Origin of the sequence: Spirosoma sp. SC4-14, from assembly GCF_037201965.1 — a bacterium.
Classification (GTDB): Bacteria; Bacteroidota; Bacteroidia; order Cytophagales; family Spirosomataceae; genus Spirosoma.
The window spans coordinates 497,178-516,383 of record NZ_CP147518.1; the positions used below are offsets into that span (position 1 = coordinate 497,178).

Sequence of the window (19,206 nt, forward strand, 5' to 3'; positions counted from 1 at the left end):
TTTGTTGTACCTTGTATAGAGCAGTAAACAACGACAACAGCGAGACCTCACCAGCCAATCATGCTAAATGTTATTCAGCTACTTCCCGATTCGATTGCCAATCAGATTGCGGCCGGTGAGGTAGTGCAGCGACCGGCTTCGGTTGTGAAAGAGTTGCTCGAAAATTCGGTAGATGCGAAGGCTAAATCGGTACAGGTAATTATTCGCGAAGCAGGTCGAAATCTGATTCAGATCGTAGACGATGGTGTTGGTATGACCGAAACCGACGCCCGAATGAGTTTTGAACGCCATGCTACTTCCAAAATTCGTTCTTCCGACGATTTGTTTCGCATTCGGACAATGGGTTTTCGGGGCGAAGCACTGGCATCCATTGCGGCTGTGGCGCAGATAGAAATGCGAACGCGCCGGGCTGAAGACGAACTTGGTACGCTGATTCGGATCGAAGGGTCGGATATAAAAGCACAGGAGTCGATTTCGTGTTTGCCGGGGACTAATCTGCTCATCAAGAATCTGTTTTTCAATGTGCCGGCCCGCCGGAATTTTTTGAAATCAAACTCGGTCGAGATGCGTCATATCATCGACGAGTTTCAGCGAGTGGCACTGGCAAATCCTGAAGTTGCCTTTACGCTGTTTCATAATGATCAGGAAATTTATAATCTGCCTGCCGGAAAACTCAGCCGCCGAATCATCGATATGTTTGGTAAGAGCTACCGCGAGCAACTGAACTATTGCGAAGAACAGACTCCTTACGTGACTGTTCGGGGCTATATTGGTAAGCCCGAATCGGCCAAAAAAGCCCGTAATGAACAGTTTTTCTTTGTCAATAACCGTTATATCAAGCACAACTATCTGCACCATGCCGTGATTGGAGCCTATGAGGGAATGTTGCCCGAAGGGAGCCATCCGTTCTATGTGCTGTTCATTGATATTGACCCTTCGCACATCGACATCAATATTCATCCAACTAAAACCGAAATTAAATTCGACGACGAACGGTCGGTGTATGCCATTATGATGGCGGCTGTTCGGAAAGCTGTTGGAGTCTATAACCTGGCTCCATCGCTCGATTTTGAGTCTGATGTTAATTTTCTGTCCGGTGGACGGGCCTCGCAGTCAACAACCAATAAAGCACCGGTTGAAACAAAACCGAACGAGTCGAACAACCCAAGACCCATTATGCCATCCTGGGCAATGGGCAGTAGTCAATCAACGGCGGGTCAGCCCAAAGCCGAACGCGTAACGTTTCGGTCCGATTCGCTGGATAGAGCTGCTGGCGGCAATAGTTTCGATATTCCTAAAAAAGCCAGTGCTACTAACTGGCAGGCTTTGTTTGAGGGCGTGAAGTCCACCGAAACTTCTCCTGATGAGCAAAAAATTGGTGATTGGCTTGGCCCGGCAAAAGAGTCGCAACCTATTGCTCCGACCGATCAGACTGAGAGTGAAGCCGTCACGATTCGGAGCCGTGTCAATCATATTGAAGAGATTTCGGCCGAAGTCGACGATGAAAATATTATCCAGGTTCAGCACCGTTACCTGTTGGCAACCATCAAGTCTGGAGTGATGCTAATTGATCAGAAACGGGCTTATGAGCGAATTCTGTACGATCAGTTTCATGCTGCGCTGACCAAACGGAATGGGGTTTCTCAACAACTGCTGTTTCCTAAAACGGTTACGCTTACACCCGTTGATTTTCAGCTTGCCCTCGATTTGCGCGAGGAACTGACAAGCCTTGGTTTTCAGTTCGATGAGCTAGGGCAGAATACATTTGTTATTCGGGGTGTGCCAACGCTCACTACCGGCGAAAACGAAGAAGAACTCTTTGCCAACATGCTGGCGCAGCTTCGGGTCGATACCGGACGGTTAAAACTGGACCGGGCAGAGTCAATGTCACGGTCGCTGGCCCGGCGGTCGGCGCAGCGATATACCACCCGGCTTGGCCCTGCCGAACGAAAGGCATTGATCGATCAATTATTTGCATCGAGCAATCCTAGCTATACTCCTGCAGGCGAAGCAGTGACGACAGTCTTAACGTTGGATAAAATTGCGGGACTTTTTCGGTAATAAATCAGTTAAAGAAGTAAATTGTAAAACTAAAGCGATGTTTTCTTTTACCCCCGTAGTTCGTGCACTATTGATTCTCAACGTATTGGTTTTCTTTGTTACGAATGAAAATGTAATTGAGCAATTTGGGTTACATTCATTTTTATCGGAGCAATTTAATCCGATTCAGTTGTTAACCCATATGTTTTTGCACAGTGGGTTTGGCCATATTTTCAGCAATATGATTGGCCTGATTGTGTTTGGGCCAATGCTGGAGCAGTTCTGGGGGCCGCGTCGATTTACGTTCTTTTACTTTTTTACCGGGCTGGGTGCCGCTTTATTATTTTCGGCAGTAAACTATTTTGAGATGCATAGCGTATATGAAACCGTTCAGAGTTACCGGCTTGAGCCTGGTTACGACGCGTTTTCGGCGTTTGTGGATCTGCATGCCAGTTCGTATTACGATCGCTTGCTGCCGTTTATTGAGAAATTCAGGGCTTACCCGAATGATCCTAAAAACATTCAGGATAGCCTGGCTATTGTAAACCAGATCTATACGAGTCAGATAAATGAGCCGATGGTGGGGGCATCTGGTGCAATTTTTGGGATAATTATGGCATTTGGCTTATTGTTTCCGAACACTCAGTTATTTTTATTGTTTCCTCCTATACCGATCAAAGCAAAATATCTCGTTATCTTTTACGGGGGCTACGAGCTTTATTCCGGCATTTACCGGGTGCAGGCAGATAACGTAGCACATTTTGCCCATATCGGCGGAATGTTGTTTGCATTTATTTTGGTAAAATACTGGAATTCACAGCGGAAAACTTTTTATTAGCGATGAGCGGGTTGTTCGATGACTTTCGGAACGAATTCAGCAAGCCCAACAATACGTTGGTGCAATTGATACTGGTCAATACGGTCGTTTATCTGGCTGTAGTTATACTGTACGTTTCTTCGCACGTGCTGGGTGCGACGGATATCTATAGGCTGGTTATTAGTAACCTGGCTATCCCTACGTCTATCAATGTTTTTATTCACAAACCGTGGACATTGTTGACACACATTTTCGCCCACGAAGAGATATTCCATATCCTGTTCAACATGCTGTTCCTCTACTGGTTCGGTCGGCTGATCGATGAGTATCTGGGCAGCCGTCGGTTGGTAGGGTTGTATGTGATGGGAGGCATTGCGGGCGGTTTGTTTTTTCTGGCAATATGCAATCTGGTTCCTTATTTTCAGAACCAGGCGGTTGGTACGCAAATGTTAGGCGCTTCGGCGGCTGCACTGTCGGTTGCTGTTGGTGCCGCTACGCTACTGCCGAACTATACGTTCCATTTGCTCTTTTTTGGCCCGGTTCGGATTAAGTATATCGTCTTCTTCTTCGTCGTGTTGTCGTTTGCACAGTCGGTAGGGCCAAATGCTGGCGGAAACATTGCGCATCTGGGGGGAGCTTTCATGGGCTTCTTCTATGTGAAGTTATTGCAAAACGGAACGGACCTTGGGCGACCTATTTATTGGGTGGTTGATGGCTGGAGCAATTTATTTAAGCCAAAACCTGCCGTTAAGGTCTCCTATCGTCAGCGCAGTAGCGCCAGTGCACAAGGTAGTGTTTATGCATCGGCCGGTAGCTCAGCATCGTCAGTGTCGACTCCCGATCAGGATGAGGTTGATACGATTCTGGATAAAATTTCACGCTCTGGCTACGAAAGCCTGACCCGCGAAGAAAAACAGAAACTCTTCCGGGCCAGCCAACGAAATTAACCCTGTTTTCGGACGGGTTCCCTAACCGGACGATAGATAATTTAAAGAACCTATGTATGATTTAGTCAATACTATTTAGCTTAAAAACTAGTTGATGAGGCTGCTAAATCTTTCAAAAATCTAAGCCCCCGCTGCTTACGTATATGTTTAAGCAACCGGGGGCTTAGTTTATTTATAATTTTAACAAAAATAGAGTACCTTCGCCCTCTAAATCAACGGGTCAACCGCCGAAGGAAACATTGCAATCTGTACGTTTGTTATTGTTACACAGACGCTTTTCTGCTACCTACCATGCTGATTACCCCTGGCAGTCTTCTGGCCACCATCAACACGCCTGACGATCTTCGTAAACTCGATAAATCTCGCTTGCCCCAACTTGCCGACGAGCTCCGGCAGTTTATCATTGACGACGTATCGGTATACGGTGGCCACTTTGGCGCCAGTTTAGGCGTAGTGGAACTTACTGTGGCACTTCATTATGTGTTTAATACGCCCGATGATCAACTGATCTGGGATGTGGGCCATCAGGCATACGGCCATAAAATTCTTACTGGCCGTCGGGATCGGTTTCATACCAATCGATTCTATAAAGGGATTTCGGGTTTCCCGAAACGCAAAGAAAGTATTTACGACTCATTTGGCGTTGGGCACTCGTCTACCTCCATTTCGGCGGCACTCGGTATGGCCGTTGCCTCCAAACTTCAGGGGTATAATCAGCGCAACCATATTGCCGTCATCGGCGATGGCGCTATGACCGCTGGCGAGGCATTCGAAGGCATGAACCATGCAGGCGCTACCGACAGCAATCTGCTGATCGTGCTGAACGACAACTGCATGAGTATCGACCCCAATGTGGGCGCTCTGCGCGAGTATCTGACCGATATTACGACCTCGCAGACTTATAACAAAGTGAAAGACGAGGTGTGGAACTTACTCGGTAAGATGAGTAAATTCGGCAAGAGCGCGCAGGAGATTGTTTCCAAAGTCGAATCTGGTATTAAGTCGTCGCTGCTAACCCAGAGTAATCTGTTCGAGTCGCTTAATTTGCGGTATTTTGGCCCTATCGACGGACACGACATCGATCATCTGGTGAGCGTTCTGGACGATCTGAAGAATATTCCTGGCCCTAAGCTCCTACACGTGCTGACCGTAAAAGGGAAAGGATATGCTCCTGCCGAAAAAGACCAGACCAAATGGCATGCACCGGGTTTATTTGATAAAGTAACCGGTGTTATCAAGAAAAAAACGTACGATACTCCTCAGCCACCCAAATATCAGGATGTGTTTGGTAATACCCTGGTCGAACTGGCTGGGCAAAATCCACAAATTGTTGGCGTTACGCCCGCAATGCCCTCTGGTTCGTCAATGAATATCATGATGAAAGCGATGCCAGACCGGGCGTTCGATGTGGGTATCGCCGAACAACATGCCGTAACGTTTTCGGCTGGTATGGCTACGCAGGGGCAGGTTGTGTTCTGCAACATTTACTCAACGTTCATGCAGCGAGCCTACGATCAGGTTATTCACGACGTTTGCATTCAGGAGTTGCCCGTCATTTTCTGTCTCGACCGGGCTGGTTTTGCCGGAGCCGATGGGCCAACGCATCACGGTGCCTACGATCTGGCGTTCATGCGTTGCATTCCGAATATGATTGTGGCGGCCCCCATGAACGAACAGGAACTGCGCAACATGATGTTTACGGCTCAATCTGACGAGGTACAGCAGGGAAAACGAGCCTTTACGATTCGTTATCCGCGGGGCGAAGGGGTTATGCCAAACTGGCGTACACCACTCGAAAAACAGGTAATTGGAAAAGGTCGTATGATTGCCGATGGCGAAGAGGTAGCTATTCTGACAATAGGCCATATTGGAAACTACGCCGTTGAAGCGAGCCAGATGCTGGCTAAAGAAGGGATTCGGCCTGCTCATTTCGATATGCGTTACGTGAAACCTCTGGACGAAGCGCTGTTGCATCAGATTTTCGGCCGTTTCGACCGGGTACTGACCGTTGAAGACGGTTGCCTGATGGGTGGTTTTGGTAGCGCCATATTCGAGTTTATGGCCGATCATGGCTATACCGCCCGCGTGAAACGGCTGGGTATTCCAGATGCGGTAGTTGAGCATGGTGAACAGATTGAGTTACACCACGAATGCGGTTTCGATCCGCAGGGTATTGCCGACGCCGTTCGTGAGTTACTCTTTACGGGCCGGACAATATCGGTTTAAAACTATTTTTTTTGACAGGATTGCAGGATTAACAGAACAGTATTTTTTGTTAATCCTGTAATCCTGTCTTTTTTTTCGAGATGAACGTATTCAAATTTGGCGGAGCTTCAGTTAAAGACGCGGCTGGGGTTCAGAATCTGGCAGAAATTGTTCGGACGCAGGGGAAAACAGCCGTGGTTGTCGTGTCGGCAATGGGCAAAACGACCAATGCGCTGGAAGAACTTGTGCGGCATTATATGAACAAAAAGCCCGATAAAGCCGAAAATCAGCTACAGACTATTCGCGCCTACCACGAAGAAATAATAAACGGACTAACCGGGAATTTTGGGAATGCTTACCAAACGCTCGATAGCCTGGCAACGTATCTGGAGCAGCCACCCGCTGGGCAGTACGATGAGGTATATGACCAGATCGTTTCGTTGGGCGAAGTGTTGTCAACGCAGATCATTGCCGCCTACCTGAACGACCGGAGTATTACCACTAACTGGACCGATGCCCGTCAGCTTATTTGCACAGACAGCACTTTTCGGGAGGGATCGGTCGACTGGACCGAAACCTGCCGACGAATTGTGAAAGCCGTGCGAACGGGCGTTGTAACCCTGACACAGGGTTTTATTGGGCAGGCACCTAACGGACGGACAACCACATTAGGACGTGAGGGCTCCGATTATACGGCTGCTATTTTCGCTTACTGTCTGAATGCCGATAGCGTTACCATCTGGAAAGATGTATCGGGGGTGCTGAACGCCGATCCAAAATGGTTCGATGAGACGGTGCTGCTCGAAAAAATTACGTATCAGGATGCTATTGAGCTGGCCTATTATGGCGCTACAGTAATCCATCCTAAAACCATAAAGCCCCTTCAGAACAAAGGAATTCCACTCTTTGTCCGGTCATTTCTGAGCCCAACGGCACCCGGAACGGTTATTGGTAATTATGAGCAGCATTTACTGATTCCGTCATTTATTTTTAAAGTGAATCAGGTATTGATCTCGCTGCATCCGAACGATTTTTCGTTTATCGCCGAAGATAACCTCAGTCGTATTTTCGGACGATTTGCGCATGCAGGCGTCAAAATTAATCTGATGCAGAACACGGCCATTAGTTTTTCGGTCGTTGTAGATGGTAATCCCGACCGAATTCCTGCTTTGCTGGAGTTGCTAAAACAGGATTTTCGAGTGAGCTATAACGAGCACGTAGAGTTGATTACAATTCGGTATTACGATCAGAGTACCATTGATCGGGTTCTGGTCAATAAAAAGCTGCTGCTGGAGCAAAAGAGCCGTTATACGGTGCAATTGGTAGTAAAAGACCTGGGATAAGTTTTCTTTGTGATGAAGAGCGCAACGAAAGGGACAAAGCACACAGAGCTAAAAATGTTGTGCGCTTTATCCCTTTCGTTATAGCTTGTAAATAAACAGTTAGAACTTGGGGCAGGGCAGTTTTTTGTCCCGTTTCCGCACACCCGCCCGACGGCCTTCGGGCTTTTCGAAAATATACGATAGCGATAACTCATGCGATCCGCCACTATTACCCAATGTCGAAATCGTGAAGTCATAGCTATAGCCAATGGAGAATTTATCCATTCGCCAGCCTGCCAGGAGCGCAACCGCATCGTTGTTGTTAATGGTTTGTTCGTAACGCTTGAAGGGAATACCCCGGTAATAGGCACCAATCGTTAGGGGAGAATAGGTCAGGTAAGCACCAATGTCGACCTGATCGTATTTTCCCTGGAATTTGTACAAAATAACCGGCGAAAAACTAATTTCGCGGTCCAGTTCATCGGCAAGGCCCGTAAACCCGCCCAGCGGAATTCGTAAACCCGCCTGAATGCTTCCTTTGATGGGAAGACGATTCTGACCAGCTACAAAAAATCCCTGGTCGGGGCGGTTAATGTGGTGAGCTGATGCGCCTACCCAATACCAGTCGGAATAGACCAGTACCCCGGTTGAGAAGTCCAGGTATTTATTTTTAGGCGACCCTGCCAGCAGCGTTGGGTCTTGCGAAACACTACCCGTAATAAACCCCTGTTCGGTAAACTGATCGCCGGTAGTAAGCCCGAAATAGTTGACATTCCGGTTCACATAAGAACCCTGTAAGCCAAAACGGACAAACGACGACTCGCTAACCTGCAACTGGTATGAGTATTGCAGCCCTATTTCGGTAGACTGGATTCGGCCTTGTCCCTGATTATCATTCTGAATTAAGAGACCAACTCCGCTATTAAACCGATCGAAATAATGATCGAGACCAACCATTGTTGTTACATAACTCGTAATGGCTGGCCACTGATTTCGGTAGTTGGCTGTGATGCGTGGAGCCAATGCCGACCCGGCAAAAGCGGGGTTCAGATAAAGAGGGGCAGCATAAAACTGGGTGAACTGCGGGTCCTGCGCGAAGGCCAGTTGGCTGAGAGCCAACGCCAAAACCGCCAAAACGTATTTCTTACTCATAACTGCGATATAGAGGCAAAGACTGGGCCAACTTTATGATTGCAACATTCTTAACGAAAAAAGAGTATTTAAGAACACACACAACCTATAAAATTAGCCGAATTTTGGGCGGTTTTTACGGTTGGCAGGCGATAAAATTTTAATGAAGCGACTTCGTTTATACTAACGTAATGCCCCCGTTATCTGTTATGCCAGGGGTTGAATTTGTGCAGGTGGGCTTATTCAGCGTTTTTTTTCATGATAACTTATATTGGCCGTCTCTGTGTAATTGGTTTTTGGGCCATGCTCCTTTTCCTGACAGGTGCTACTGCGTCTTTCGCGCAAAGCATTAAGATCAGTGGGAAGACATGTGTGCCCGACGTTGAATGTAAAGCTGACTCTGTCGTATTTACAGACAGTATTCAGACCGGAGTAACCTCCCGAACCTGGAGTTTTGGGGATAGTAATACTCTTACAACGCAAAATGATTCAGTTGCCAAACACGTTTATCAGAGCCCTGGTACTTATACAGTTACAGTAACGAGAACTGTAAATGGCACTGTACTAATGGGACAAGGGCGAGTCACGATTTATCCGCGTCCACAATCGTTCACCAACTGGCGAACCGATACCACAATTTGTAAGGGCGAAGTCATTACGCTTGATCCTTATAATGGCAGCGACCAATCGCGCTATAATTATTTGTGGTATCCGAAAGGCGACACAACCCAAGCCATCCAGGTCGATAGTTCGGGTTGTTATTCTGTTGAAGCGATTGACCCAATCTCGGGGTGTTCCTATCAGGACAGGATTAATGTTGATGTGTGTGGCGAGCAGAAACAATCGCAGGGGTCGAAGTGGTATTTTGGCTCAAATGCCGGTCTGGATTTTAGTGGAGGATCGCCAAAACCGATTACCGACGGCAAACTAAATACCATTGAAGGATCGTCGTCTATTTCGAACACAAAAGGCGTTCTGCTCTTTTATACCGACGGAATTACAATTTACGACAAGAATGGCGACCCCATGAAATCGCTCGTGCCGGGTGATACCAATGCCGTTCAGATACCGCTCGATGGCAACACCCACTCCACACAATCGGCGCTGATTGTGCCGAAACCAACCTGCCGGGGTTGCGAATACCTGTACTACGTTTATACAACTTCCGAAATTCGGGGACAAAAAACACTAACGTATAGTGTAGTCGATATGCGGCAGAATGCTGGCAAAGGGGCTGTTGTTGAGAAAAATATCCCGCTGTCGAGTAGCGCCACAGAACAGTCGACCTCGGTTCGGAATGATCGTGATACCACCTACTGGGTTATTACACCTATTTATGGTTCTAATAAAATTGAGGTTCGCCACCTGACAACCAGTGAAACCGCAACCACAGTAACCTATACAGGCGGACAGACGCTGGATTCGCTTACAAATGCAGAAGGTTACATTAAAATCGGTCCGGCCGATACAACAGGAGGAAACAAAGGCAATCGCCCGATGGCCGTAGTTATTCCAGGGCCGCCTAAAAACTCGGTCGATCTCTATACATTCAACGATTCGACAGGCGTATTGACGTTTAATCGAACGCTCGACCTGGGGCCGGCTCCGCCCAAGGCATATGGGGTCGAGTTTTCGCCCGATGGGAAAAGTCTATACGTAACAATGCTAGCCGACACCAACTCCGATGGTAGTCAGAAAGGAGCGTCGTATATTCTCAAATATGATTTAACGCAGAGTGACTCGCTACTGGCTTCGTCGAAAACAGTAGTCGATAGTAGTACAACCCGACAATATGGAGCCTTGCAGGTTGGGCCCGATGGGAAAATTTATGTAGCTATCGAAGGAAGCACGTCGCTCGGTACAATCAACAATCCGAATGGAGGACTACTCGACAGTTTGCAGTTTAACCCACAGGGGCAAACGCTGGGTGGAAAGACCAGTCAGCTAGGGTTGCCGAATCTGGTCACTAATTTCAACGAGCCGTCCAGTGGGCCGGGCGTCACGTATTCGGATACGTGTACAAACGCACCGACCATGTTTCAAATCAGTCCGAACTGTCCAAAGCTGAAGGAGACCTATACGCTCACGTTTGGCGATGGTAGCGTGCCTTATTCGACAACGGCCACCCAGCCTATTGCACATGCATATAAAAATCCGGGTACATACCCTATTAGCCTGCATATTGTGACGCAAAAAAGTTCGGGCGGTATTTGTAAAGACACCCTCATTCGGGATACGCTGACGATTCTGGAAACCCCACCCGACATAAAGCTCGGGCCTGATACAGCCATTTGTAATAAGAAAGGTATTACGCTCGATATGAAGGTGCAGGCCAAGCTCTATGCCTGGCTGGTCAATGGGGCTGTCAGGAGCAGGCAAAGGACTCTTACACTCGATTTGGCTGGTTATTATCAGGTTATTGCACTGGCGGCAAATGGCGAATGTTTCAAGAGCGATACCATCAATGTTCAGGTGAAACCCGTGCCGTCACTCGATCTGGGCCCCGATACGGTCTTTTGTTATCGATCCGCGGTCAATCTGACGGTTCCGCAACAAACCTGGAAACATTTTCAATGGAGTACTGGTGGAGATACCCGAACGATTTCGGTTTCGACTCCCGGTACCTATACCGTAACGGCGCAGTCGGACCCAATTGACGGATCTGTTTGCGAAAACTCCGATACCATTAACGTGGCAGAATTGCCCAAACTGCGTGTAGCGGCTGCGCTGACCCAACCTCAATCGTGTACCTCGGCCGATGGTGCTATTGCGCTCACACCATCGCCAGCGGGCGATTACCACTATGCCTGGACTCGGTCGGATGGTACTGTTCTGGCAGGCGACAGTAGCCGAAAAACGGGCCTCACAGAAGGAGGCTATAAAATTAATGTAGCCGATTCGTTGCATGGCTGTAAGCTCGATACCGCTTTCACACTAAAATCTCCTGTCAATCAACTTGTGCTTACACCGCAGGTGAAAGATGCCTTGTGTAGTACGCCCAACAGTGGTACTATTAGTCTGACGATATCTGGCGGAACAGTTGTGAGCTACATTTGGACTGATCTAAACAATAATCAGTTGGCAACAACTCCGGCCTATGGGCAGGCGGCTCCCGGTATGTACAATGTGCAGGTGACCGATGCAAATGGCTGTAAGGCCATAAAAGACAGTATTAATGTTGGGCTGGACAGTTCGGGTTTTGCGCAATTGGGACCAAATCAACTGAAATGTATTGGGGGGAGTGTAACGCTGGAACCGCAGGATGCCCAACAGCCCGGCAATATCTATCAATGGAGTACGGGCGCATCGACCCCGTCCATTGTTGTCAGCCAGCCCGGCGCCTATAGTCTTGTTGTGCGGAATACGCAGACTGGTTGTGTTGGGCGTAGTAGCGTACAGGTCAATGATCGTCCGGCTCCCGATTTTTCGCTCACAAAAGAAGCCATACTTTGCGAAGGCGAGCAGGGCAAAGCGCAGCTCGTGGCAAATGGTGCCGCGGGTCTACACTATCTATGGTTAACGCTAAACGATACCTCAAACGTTGTTACCGTCAGTCGGGTGGGGCAATATCAGGTTGTTGTAACCGATCCGCAAGGATGTACGGCAACCGGAACGGCTGTTGTCCTGAACAAATGCGAACCGCGCGTTAATGTGCCGGATGCCTTCACGCCCAATAACGACGGCGTCAACGATGTTCTTCAGGTATTCTCATCCTATATAACCGACTATCAACTGCGTGTTTATAATCGGTGGGGTGAAGTGATTTTTGTGGCCGACAATCCCGATCAGAAGTGGGATGGCACTTACAGAGGATACCTATATCCGCCCATGCTTTACCCCTACGTAATTACGTATAAAAGTGAGTCATTTCCGGAGCGCGGGCTGGTTGTAAAACGGGGCGCTGTACTGCTGATTCGATAGCGTTTTTCTGCGTTTTTATTCGTATATTTGATGTAAATGACCGGTTAAGCTACCCTCGAAAATGGGCTGTTTTTTAGCTGTGTCTGCACTAATAAAAACCATGCGAAACGACTTTCTGAAAGGAACGGGCGAGGGTATGACAGCCACCGATAAGGAAATAGAACGGGCGCTTCGGCCGCTTTCGTTCGAAGACTTTACGGGGCAGGCCAAAGCCCTCGATAACCTCGAAGTGTTTGTCCGGGCTGCTATGCAGCGGGGCGATGCGCTCGACCATGTGCTGCTTCACGGTCCGCCGGGTTTGGGTAAAACGACGCTGTCGCACATTATTGCCAATGAGCTGAATGCCAATATCAAAATGACATCGGGCCCCGTGCTGGATAAACCCAGCGATCTGGCTGGTCTGCTAACCAATCTGCAACCCAACGATGTTTTGTTTATCGACGAAATTCACCGGCTAAATCCCATTGTGGAGGAATATCTCTACTCGGCAATGGAAGATTATAAGATCGACATCATGCTCGATTCCGGGCCTAACGCTCGCACGGTGCAAATCAAGTTGAATCCGTTTACGCTGATTGGAGCCACTACCCGCGCCGGTATGCTTACATCGCCACTGCGGGCACGATTTGGGATTAACTGCCGGTTAGAATACTACGATGCAAACTTATTGACAACAATCGTACAGCGATCGGCGGCTATTCTGGGTACGCCCATTGATGAGTCGGGTGCTTATGAAATTGCCCGTCGGAGCCGGGGAACACCACGTATTGCCAATAACCTGCTGCGTCGGACGCGCGATTTTGCCCAGGTAAAGGGCAATGGGTATATTAATGTTGAGATTGCCGAAATTGCCCTTAGCGCGCTGGATGTAGATCAGAATGGATTAGACGATATGGATAACCGCATCCTATCAACAATCATCGAGAAATTTAAAGGTGGCCCGGTTGGCCTTTCTACCATTGCAACCGCCTGTGGCGAAGAGTCTGAAACCATTGAGGAAGTGTATGAGCCTTTCCTGATTCAGGAGGGCTTTTTGAAGCGTACTGCCCGTGGGCGCGAAGCCACCGAAAAAGCATATATTCATTTGGGAGTTATACCAAACTACAAAACCGGTGAACTGTTCGGCTAAAAACAGAAATACCGGAACAATAAATGGGCTAAATGATTGCAATCATTTAGCCCATTTATTGTTCCGGTACCTCATGCATTAATTCAGAATTTTACTTCTGTAAATACAATCAATAACGTCTGCTACGGCCGTATCTACCAGGAAATAATAAATATTTTTCCCGCTGCGCCGGATGTCTAAAATTCCTTTGTCTCTCATATTAATTAAATGATGGGAGATAAGTGATTGTTCAGCATTTAAATTTTTATAAATCGTTGAGACATTCAACTCTTTATTTTCATTTAACATCTGAATAATTCTGATTCGTAGCGGATGAGCTACGGCTTTCAAGACATAGGCTGTCTTGTCGATGCGCTTTTCGTCTTCTGAGTTCATTTCGGTATCCATACAAGTTTTACTTTTAGGTGTGCGTTTTTTTACTTTTAGGTGGTCGTCATTATGAAAGTTAACTCAAAATGACTGTATTCGAGCTTTTTACACGGTTGAAAGTGAAGGATAATTTATCAAAAGGTATATTATGTATCCTATTTTATAATGAAAATGTATTTATAGGATGTAAAGCACAAAAAAATCTTGTTATTATATAGATATATTTGGGAAATAGAAAAAATAACTGTTAAGTATATTTACTTACTTTCGCTTACTTAGTGTTTCCGCGCCAGCCTATCAGGAAAACGCCCGTTAAAACAAGCAATGTGCCCAGAATCTGTTGCAGGCTAATCGTTTCATGCAAAATTGACGTGGCCAGAATAATAGTAAAAATTGGCCCTATACTGGCAATGATGGATGCATTGCCGGAACCCACACGTTTTATACCTTCGGCAATCATAAATGTAGGAATTACCGTTACAAAAATACCCATGCTCAGCCCTAATGTATAAACAGGCATTGGGTAATTATCTAGCCGTAAGCCATTTTGGATTGCGCAGTGAATAACCGTCGGAACCGTAGCCGCAATCATGGCGTAGCACGTAAACCGCTGCGAACCAACAGTTGCAATCATACGATCGCTGCCTACTAAATAAATCGCATACACCAACCCACTCAGAATAACCCAGAAGGCGCCCAGTATTACATTCTTTTGGTGAGATGTTTCGATATTACCCAGAAAGGCCAAAAGAATGCCAGCATAAGTAAGAATAAGTGCCAGAATTTGCAGGCGGGTAACACGCCGGCCAAAACCGAACGCGTTCATCAACAAAACAAACGTAGGATAAACAAAAAGCAGAATACGCTCTAGTCCTGCAGTTATGTAAACCAGTCCTAAAAAATTAAAATAACTGGCTAAATAATAGCCCGTTATCCCGCATAGTGCCAGCATGGCCCATTGACGAATTGTGAGCCGAACCGGCGGGTATTTCCGGGCTGTATTTAAGGCAATACCAATATAGAAAGGAAGCGCAAAGAGCATGCGCAGCGTTAGCAGTGAAATTGAATCGATCGAATATTGGTAAGCTAGTTTAATTAGAATACCTTTCATGGCAAAGCAGAAAGCGGCAAGAAACACCAGAAAGGCACCTATCCAATAGCGGGAACGATTCATAGGAAGATGGGCTTAGAGCGGGATATTGCAGAAGAACTATGCAAAGCCCTCTGCAATATCCCGCGCCCTTGCAATAAGCCCTGCACTATTTTTGCCGGAAAAATAGCGTAAGTGGTACTCCGGTAAAATCGAAGTGCGAACGAATTTTATTTTCCAGGAATCGCTGATAAGATTCCTGAACATATTGAGGCAGGTTACAGAAAAAAACGAATGTAGGTGCCGGAGTGGGTAGCTGAAGCATGTACTTGATTTTGATCTGCTTACTTTTTACCGATGGGGGCGGATAGGCCTCAATCTCGGGCTGCATAGCCTCATTCAGTTTTGAGGTAGTTATTTTTTTCGCCTTGTTCTCGTATACCTCCATTGCTTTGTCCATTACCTGAAAAATGCGCTGTTTTTCATGCACAGAAGCAAAAATGATCGGAACATAGTCAATTGGCATCATCCGCTGGATCATCTCCTTCCGAAGTACGTCGGCTGTACGCTGGTCTTTCTCAACGGCATCCCATTTGTTAACCATAATGACCATCCCTTTTTTGGCTTTGGCGGCCTGACCAATAATGTTGAGGTCCTGTGCTTCGAGTCCTCGCGTGGCATCGAGCATAATGATACAAACATCAGACTCTTCCATTGCCTTCAGGGAACGGAGCGTCGAATAAAATTCGATATTATCCTGAATCCGGGCTTTACGCCGAATACCAGCCGTATCGGTCAGAATAAAGTCTTTGCCGTAGGCTTTGTAGCGTGTATTGATGGCATCGCGGGTTGTGCCCGCAATATCTGTTACGATACTGCGCTCCTGACCCGTCAATACATTCAGAAACGATGATTTGCCAACGTTGGGGCGTCCCAGAATAGCGATTCGTGGTAATCCTGCTTCAGGATCGGCAACACCGTCGATCTGGAAGTGTTTTACAACTTCATCCAGCAGATCGCCAGTACCACTTCCGGTCATCGATGAGATAGGATACGGATCGCCCAGGCCCAGCCCGTAAAATTCTGCTGCTGCCTGCGAACGTTCGCCTGTTTCGGCTTTGTTGGCTACAACATATACTGGTTTTTTCGACCGGCGGAGCACATTCGCGAAATCTTCGTCGAGTCCGGTCATTCCCGTTTGGGTATCAACAACGAACAAGATTACGGTCGATTCCTGAATTGCAATTTCGACCTGTTCACGAATCGATTCTTCAAAAATATCTTCTGAACCAACCACATAGCCACCCGTGTCGATGACTGTAAAGTATTTATCGTTCCACTCGGCCGTGCCGTAATGGCGGTCGCGAGTAACTCCACTCTGGTTATCCATGATGGCCTGGCGCTGTTCCGTAAGGCGGTTAAACAGCGTAGACTTACCCACATTTGGGCGGCCAACGATTGCAACAATATTTGCCATAAATTTAGTGAAGAGTGCAGTGTGAAGAATAGGTTTCTGTCATTATTCTGCACGCTGCATTCCTTATTTTTTATTCATCATATCCCAACCGCTTGAGCATACGCTCTTTTTGGCGCCAGTCGGGTTCTACTTTGACGAACTGTTCTAAAAAAACTTTCTTTCCGAAGAAGCGTTCAAGTTCTTCGCGGGCCATAATGCCGGTTTTCTTGATCATTTTGCCACCTTCGCCGAGCAATATGGCTCGTTGGGTGGCTCGTTCAACCAGAATTTCTGACTGAATAACAATGATGTCTTCTTTTTCTTTGAAGCCAATTATGACGACCTCACAACTATAAGGCACTTCTTTCTTATAGTTCAGGAAAATTTTTTCGCGGATAATTTCCGAAGCAAAAAAGCGTTCGGGCTTATCGGTTAATTCATCTTTAGGGAAATAGGGCGGATGCTGGGGCAGGCGATTAATAATCGAGTCAAAAACCAGATCGATGTTAAATCCATTGAGAGCCGAAATAGGAATAACTTCCTGAGCATTGAAGTTTTGTTGCCAGTACTCGATCTTTTCCTGAACTTGCTGATGCGTTGCCTGATCAATTTTGTTGATCAGGAGCAGAATGGGAACATCCGATTTTTGCAGGCGTACGATAACATCATTTTCGTCGTGCTGTTCGAAGATGTCAGTTACGAATAAAACCACATCGGCATCTTCAATAGACCCCCGAACAAAACTCATCATCGACTCGTGGAGTTTGTATTGAGGTTTGATAATGCCTGGCGTATCGGAATACACAATCTGGAATTCCTGCCCGTTATGCGTGCCATTCAGGATACCCATAATCCGGTGGCGGGTAGTCTGCGCCTTCGATGTGATAATAGATAAGCGCTCGCCAACGAGCTGATTCATCAGTGTAGATTTGCCAACGTTGGGCTTACCGATGATGCTAATAAAGCCAGCCTTGTGGTCGGCCGGAAAATTTTCAATTAATTCCGTATTCATGTGTAGGTGATCCCGCTGTTTGATTTTCAGCGGCTTTAGTCAACAACTATCTCCCAGCGAAAAACGTTTCCGGTAGGGTAGAACTTTTTTTTACAAAGATAGTTGTTTTTGTAGAAAGTGTTCGTACCTTTGCAGTCCAAACATCGCGGGATGGAGCAGTTGGTAGCTCGTTGGGCTCATAACCCAAAGGTCGCTGGTTCGAGTCCAGCTCCCGCTACTAAAACGGGCTGATTACGGAAATCGTAGTCAGCCCTTCTTTTTTGCCAAACCAGGCTATAGATGGCGAGGCTGTTAGTTGAGGATTTCAACAAAAATAAATTTCTTCTGAGCTTATTCGTCATCAACGACCTGCGAGGGAGTTTGTACGTAAGGCTGATAGGGTAATGAGACTGTGAAGGTCGTTCCTTTGTTTAAACGCGAGCGAACAGCAATTAATCCGCCATGTAGTTTAATGATTTTCTCCGTTAGGGAAAGCCCGATTCCATTACCCTTCACAGTCCGGGCATTATTGGCGCGATAAAACGGCTGGAAAATAAAATCTAATTCTGATTCAGCTATGCCAATACCTTTGTCTTTGATTGTAACCTGAATATAATCCTGCAGAACCTGAACCGTTAGCCGAACGTGGTGATCGACCGAAAATTTACAGCCATTTTCGATTAGGTTGATAAAGGCCGTTTTTAACAAAGAATCTTCGCCTTTAACCTGAATGGATGGTAAGGATTCGTCGGACGAATCGGTCGACAGCGTAACGCTATAGGCCGGGTATTTGTGCAGAACGGTTGCCACTGCTTCGTAGAGCACTTCATCGAGTTCAATAGGGTTCCAGGCAATGTGGTTTTGTTTGACATCAAACTGCGCTAGTTCAAGTAACCCATTCGAAAGATCATTGAGGTTGTTAATGTCTTCCAGCAAGGAAATTAATAGTTGTTTATATTCATCAACGGTTCGGACTTTGATCAGTGCAACCTCTATCTGATTGGTTAACAAGGTGAGCGGAGTCCGTAATTCATGAGACGCATTAGCCACAAAGCTGCGCTGAAATTCGAAAGCCGAAATTCGGTCGAGCATTTGGTTAAAGGTAAAGGCCAGCCGACCTAGTTCATCTTCTTCATTGTTGACGGTTAGCCGGGCTTCTAAATTTGATACCGTAATCTGATCGATCTGGCGCATCATGTTGGCAATGGGCTTAATGGACCGGCGGGCAAAAATCTGACTCAGCGCAATAACGAGCAGAAAAGCTACCAGAAACGAGGCTCCCGACACAAAAATGGCCTCTTGTGTTTTACGTATACCATAATTATCGACTGCGTAGCTGATGACCTTATAGTTTTGCCCCTGATACCGAAGCAGTAGCCCTACGCCTAACCGTCGGCCGTCTTTTAAGGTGATCTCTCGTTGCTGGCTAATTTGATCGAGTAACGATGCGGTTATGGTAAGAGCGGGCTTATTATGCTCCCGGTTATTGATTTCCTGACTGTCGTAGAGTAAGTGGTTTTTTTCATCGAAAATGGCCACCCGCCGGTCTGAGTAAGCGGTGTACGTATCTTCATCAATTCGTCGGAGCAGCGATTCATTGATCGACTGTTTTTCGACGAGCAGATGAGTCATCGTGATACCCCGGTTCTTAATTTTGGTCAGAAAATCTTCCTGCTTCGATATCGAAAAATAATAATAGAAATTGACCAGAAACAGTAGCAGAACGGGTGATACAACGGCAATAAAGGTGAGAGAAAGTCGTGTACGGAGGGGCATTGCACAGGCTGG

General features: G+C 46.9%; 13 protein-coding genes and 1 tRNA gene. 8 read left to right on the forward strand and 6 right to left on the reverse strand.

The window, feature by feature from the left end:
- The first annotated feature begins 60 nt into the window (after positions 1 to 60).
- From mutL to WBJ53_RS02160, 5 genes are all read left to right on the forward strand, one after another.
- Positions 61 to 2,061, forward strand: coding sequence for a DNA mismatch repair endonuclease MutL (mutL, locus tag WBJ53_RS02140; RefSeq protein ID WP_338874398.1), 2,001 nt, complete (start codon positions 61 to 63; stop codon positions 2,059 to 2,061).
- A 37-nt stretch (positions 2,062 to 2,098) separates the two neighbouring features.
- The gene (locus WBJ53_RS02145) at positions 2,099 to 2,878 is read left to right on the forward strand and encodes a rhomboid family intramembrane serine protease (RefSeq protein WP_338874399.1); all 780 of its coding nucleotides are present in this window, start codon (positions 2,099 to 2,101) and stop codon (positions 2,876 to 2,878) included.
- Positions 2,879 to 2,880: 2 nt separating this feature from the next.
- Positions 2,881 to 3,804, forward strand: a complete 924-nt coding sequence (locus WBJ53_RS02150; protein WP_338874400.1) for a rhomboid family intramembrane serine protease — start codon at positions 2,881 to 2,883, stop codon at positions 3,802 to 3,804.
- Between the two features lie 291 nt (positions 3,805 to 4,095).
- Positions 4,096 to 6,030 carry a 1-deoxy-D-xylulose-5-phosphate synthase gene (dxs, locus tag WBJ53_RS02155; protein ID WP_338874401.1) on the forward strand — a complete coding sequence of 645 codons (1,935 nt, stop codon included), beginning with the start codon at positions 4,096 to 4,098 and terminating at the stop codon, positions 6,028 to 6,030.
- Between the two features lie 80 nt (positions 6,031 to 6,110).
- A complete protein-coding gene (locus WBJ53_RS02160) occupies positions 6,111 to 7,352 on the forward strand; it encodes an aspartate kinase (protein WP_338874402.1) in 1,242 nt (413 codons plus the stop codon).
- 99 nt (positions 7,353 to 7,451) lie between these two features.
- Here WBJ53_RS02160 and WBJ53_RS02165 read toward each other — a convergent pair whose 3' ends face one another.
- Entirely contained in the window at positions 7,452 to 8,483 is a 1,032-nt protein-coding gene (locus tag WBJ53_RS02165; RefSeq protein WP_338874403.1) for a type IX secretion system membrane protein PorP/SprF, read from the reverse strand.
- 282 nt (positions 8,484 to 8,765) lie between these two features.
- On the opposite strand from WBJ53_RS02165, the gene WBJ53_RS02170 reads away from it, so the two are divergent.
- Positions 8,766 to 12,383 carry a gliding motility-associated C-terminal domain-containing protein gene (locus WBJ53_RS02170; protein WP_338877142.1) on the forward strand — a complete coding sequence of 1,206 codons (3,618 nt, stop codon included), beginning with the start codon at positions 8,766 to 8,768 and terminating at the stop codon, positions 12,381 to 12,383.
- A 100-nt stretch (positions 12,384 to 12,483) separates the two neighbouring features.
- Positions 12,484 to 13,512: a Holliday junction branch migration DNA helicase RuvB gene (gene ruvB, locus WBJ53_RS02175; protein ID WP_338874404.1), complete on the forward strand. Its 1,029-nt coding sequence runs from the start codon at positions 12,484 to 12,486 to the stop codon at positions 13,510 to 13,512.
- 78 nt (positions 13,513 to 13,590) lie between these two features.
- Here the strand turns inward: ruvB and WBJ53_RS02180 are convergent, their stop codons facing one another.
- The 4 genes from WBJ53_RS02180 to era all read right to left on the reverse strand — a co-directional run bounded on the left by WBJ53_RS02180 (position 13,591) and on the right by era (position 17,439).
- Complete coding sequence (locus WBJ53_RS02180) at positions 13,591 to 13,899, reverse strand: metalloregulator ArsR/SmtB family transcription factor (protein ID WP_338874405.1); 309 nt, start codon at positions 13,897 to 13,899, stop codon at positions 13,591 to 13,593.
- Between the two features lie 253 nt (positions 13,900 to 14,152).
- Positions 14,153 to 15,055, reverse strand: coding sequence for a DMT family transporter (locus WBJ53_RS02185; protein WP_338874406.1), 903 nt, complete (start codon positions 15,053 to 15,055; stop codon positions 14,153 to 14,155).
- Between the two features lie 85 nt (positions 15,056 to 15,140).
- Complete coding sequence (gene der, locus WBJ53_RS02190) at positions 15,141 to 16,448, reverse strand: ribosome biogenesis GTPase Der (RefSeq protein ID WP_338874407.1); 1,308 nt, start codon at positions 16,446 to 16,448, stop codon at positions 15,141 to 15,143.
- A gap of 70 nt (positions 16,449 to 16,518) precedes the next feature.
- Positions 16,519 to 17,439, reverse strand: coding sequence for a GTPase Era (gene era / locus WBJ53_RS02195; protein ID WP_338874408.1), 921 nt, complete (start codon positions 17,437 to 17,439; stop codon positions 16,519 to 16,521).
- A gap of 144 nt (positions 17,440 to 17,583) precedes the next feature.
- Here era and WBJ53_RS02200 point away from each other — a divergent pair.
- Positions 17,584 to 17,656 (forward strand) — tRNA-Met (locus tag WBJ53_RS02200).
- Positions 17,657 to 17,769: 113 nt separating this feature from the next.
- Here WBJ53_RS02200 and WBJ53_RS02205 read toward each other — a convergent pair.
- Positions 17,770 to 19,194, reverse strand: a complete 1,425-nt coding sequence (locus WBJ53_RS02205) for a HAMP domain-containing sensor histidine kinase (RefSeq protein WP_338874409.1) — start codon at positions 19,192 to 19,194, stop codon at positions 17,770 to 17,772.
- Positions 19,195 to 19,206: the final 12 nt, after the last annotated feature.

Excerpts from the sequence above, each read along its gene's own strand:
- mutL (WP_338874398.1), top strand. The coding sequence starts at position 61 with ATGCTAAATGTTATTCAGCTACTTCCCGATTCGATTGCCAATCAGATT.
- WBJ53_RS02145 (WP_338874399.1), top strand. The coding sequence starts at position 2,099 with ATGTTTTCTTTTACCCCCGTAGTTCGTGCACTATTGATTCTCAACGTA.
- WBJ53_RS02150 (WP_338874400.1), top strand. The coding sequence starts at position 2,881 with ATGAGCGGGTTGTTCGATGACTTTCGGAACGAATTCAGCAAGCCCAAC.
- dxs (WP_338874401.1), top strand. The coding sequence starts at position 4,096 with ATGCTGATTACCCCTGGCAGTCTTCTGGCCACCATCAACACGCCTGAC.
- WBJ53_RS02160 (WP_338874402.1), top strand. The coding sequence starts at position 6,111 with ATGAACGTATTCAAATTTGGCGGAGCTTCAGTTAAAGACGCGGCTGGG.
- WBJ53_RS02165 (WP_338874403.1), bottom strand. The coding sequence starts at position 8,483 with ATGAGTAAGAAATACGTTTTGGCGGTTTTGGCGTTGGCTCTCAGCCAA.
- WBJ53_RS02170 (WP_338877142.1), top strand. The coding sequence starts at position 8,766 with ATGCTCCTTTTCCTGACAGGTGCTACTGCGTCTTTCGCGCAAAGCATT.
- ruvB (WP_338874404.1), top strand. The coding sequence starts at position 12,484 with ATGCGAAACGACTTTCTGAAAGGAACGGGCGAGGGTATGACAGCCACC.
- WBJ53_RS02180 (WP_338874405.1), bottom strand. The coding sequence starts at position 13,899 with ATGGATACCGAAATGAACTCAGAAGACGAAAAGCGCATCGACAAGACA.
- WBJ53_RS02185 (WP_338874406.1), bottom strand. The coding sequence starts at position 15,055 with ATGAATCGTTCCCGCTATTGGATAGGTGCCTTTCTGGTGTTTCTTGCC.
- der (WP_338874407.1), bottom strand. The coding sequence starts at position 16,448 with ATGGCAAATATTGTTGCAATCGTTGGCCGCCCAAATGTGGGTAAGTCT.
- era (WP_338874408.1), bottom strand. The coding sequence starts at position 17,439 with ATGAATACGGAATTAATTGAAAATTTTCCGGCCGACCACAAGGCTGGC.
- WBJ53_RS02205 (WP_338874409.1), bottom strand. The coding sequence starts at position 19,194 with ATGCCCCTCCGTACACGACTTTCTCTCACCTTTATTGCCGTTGTATCA.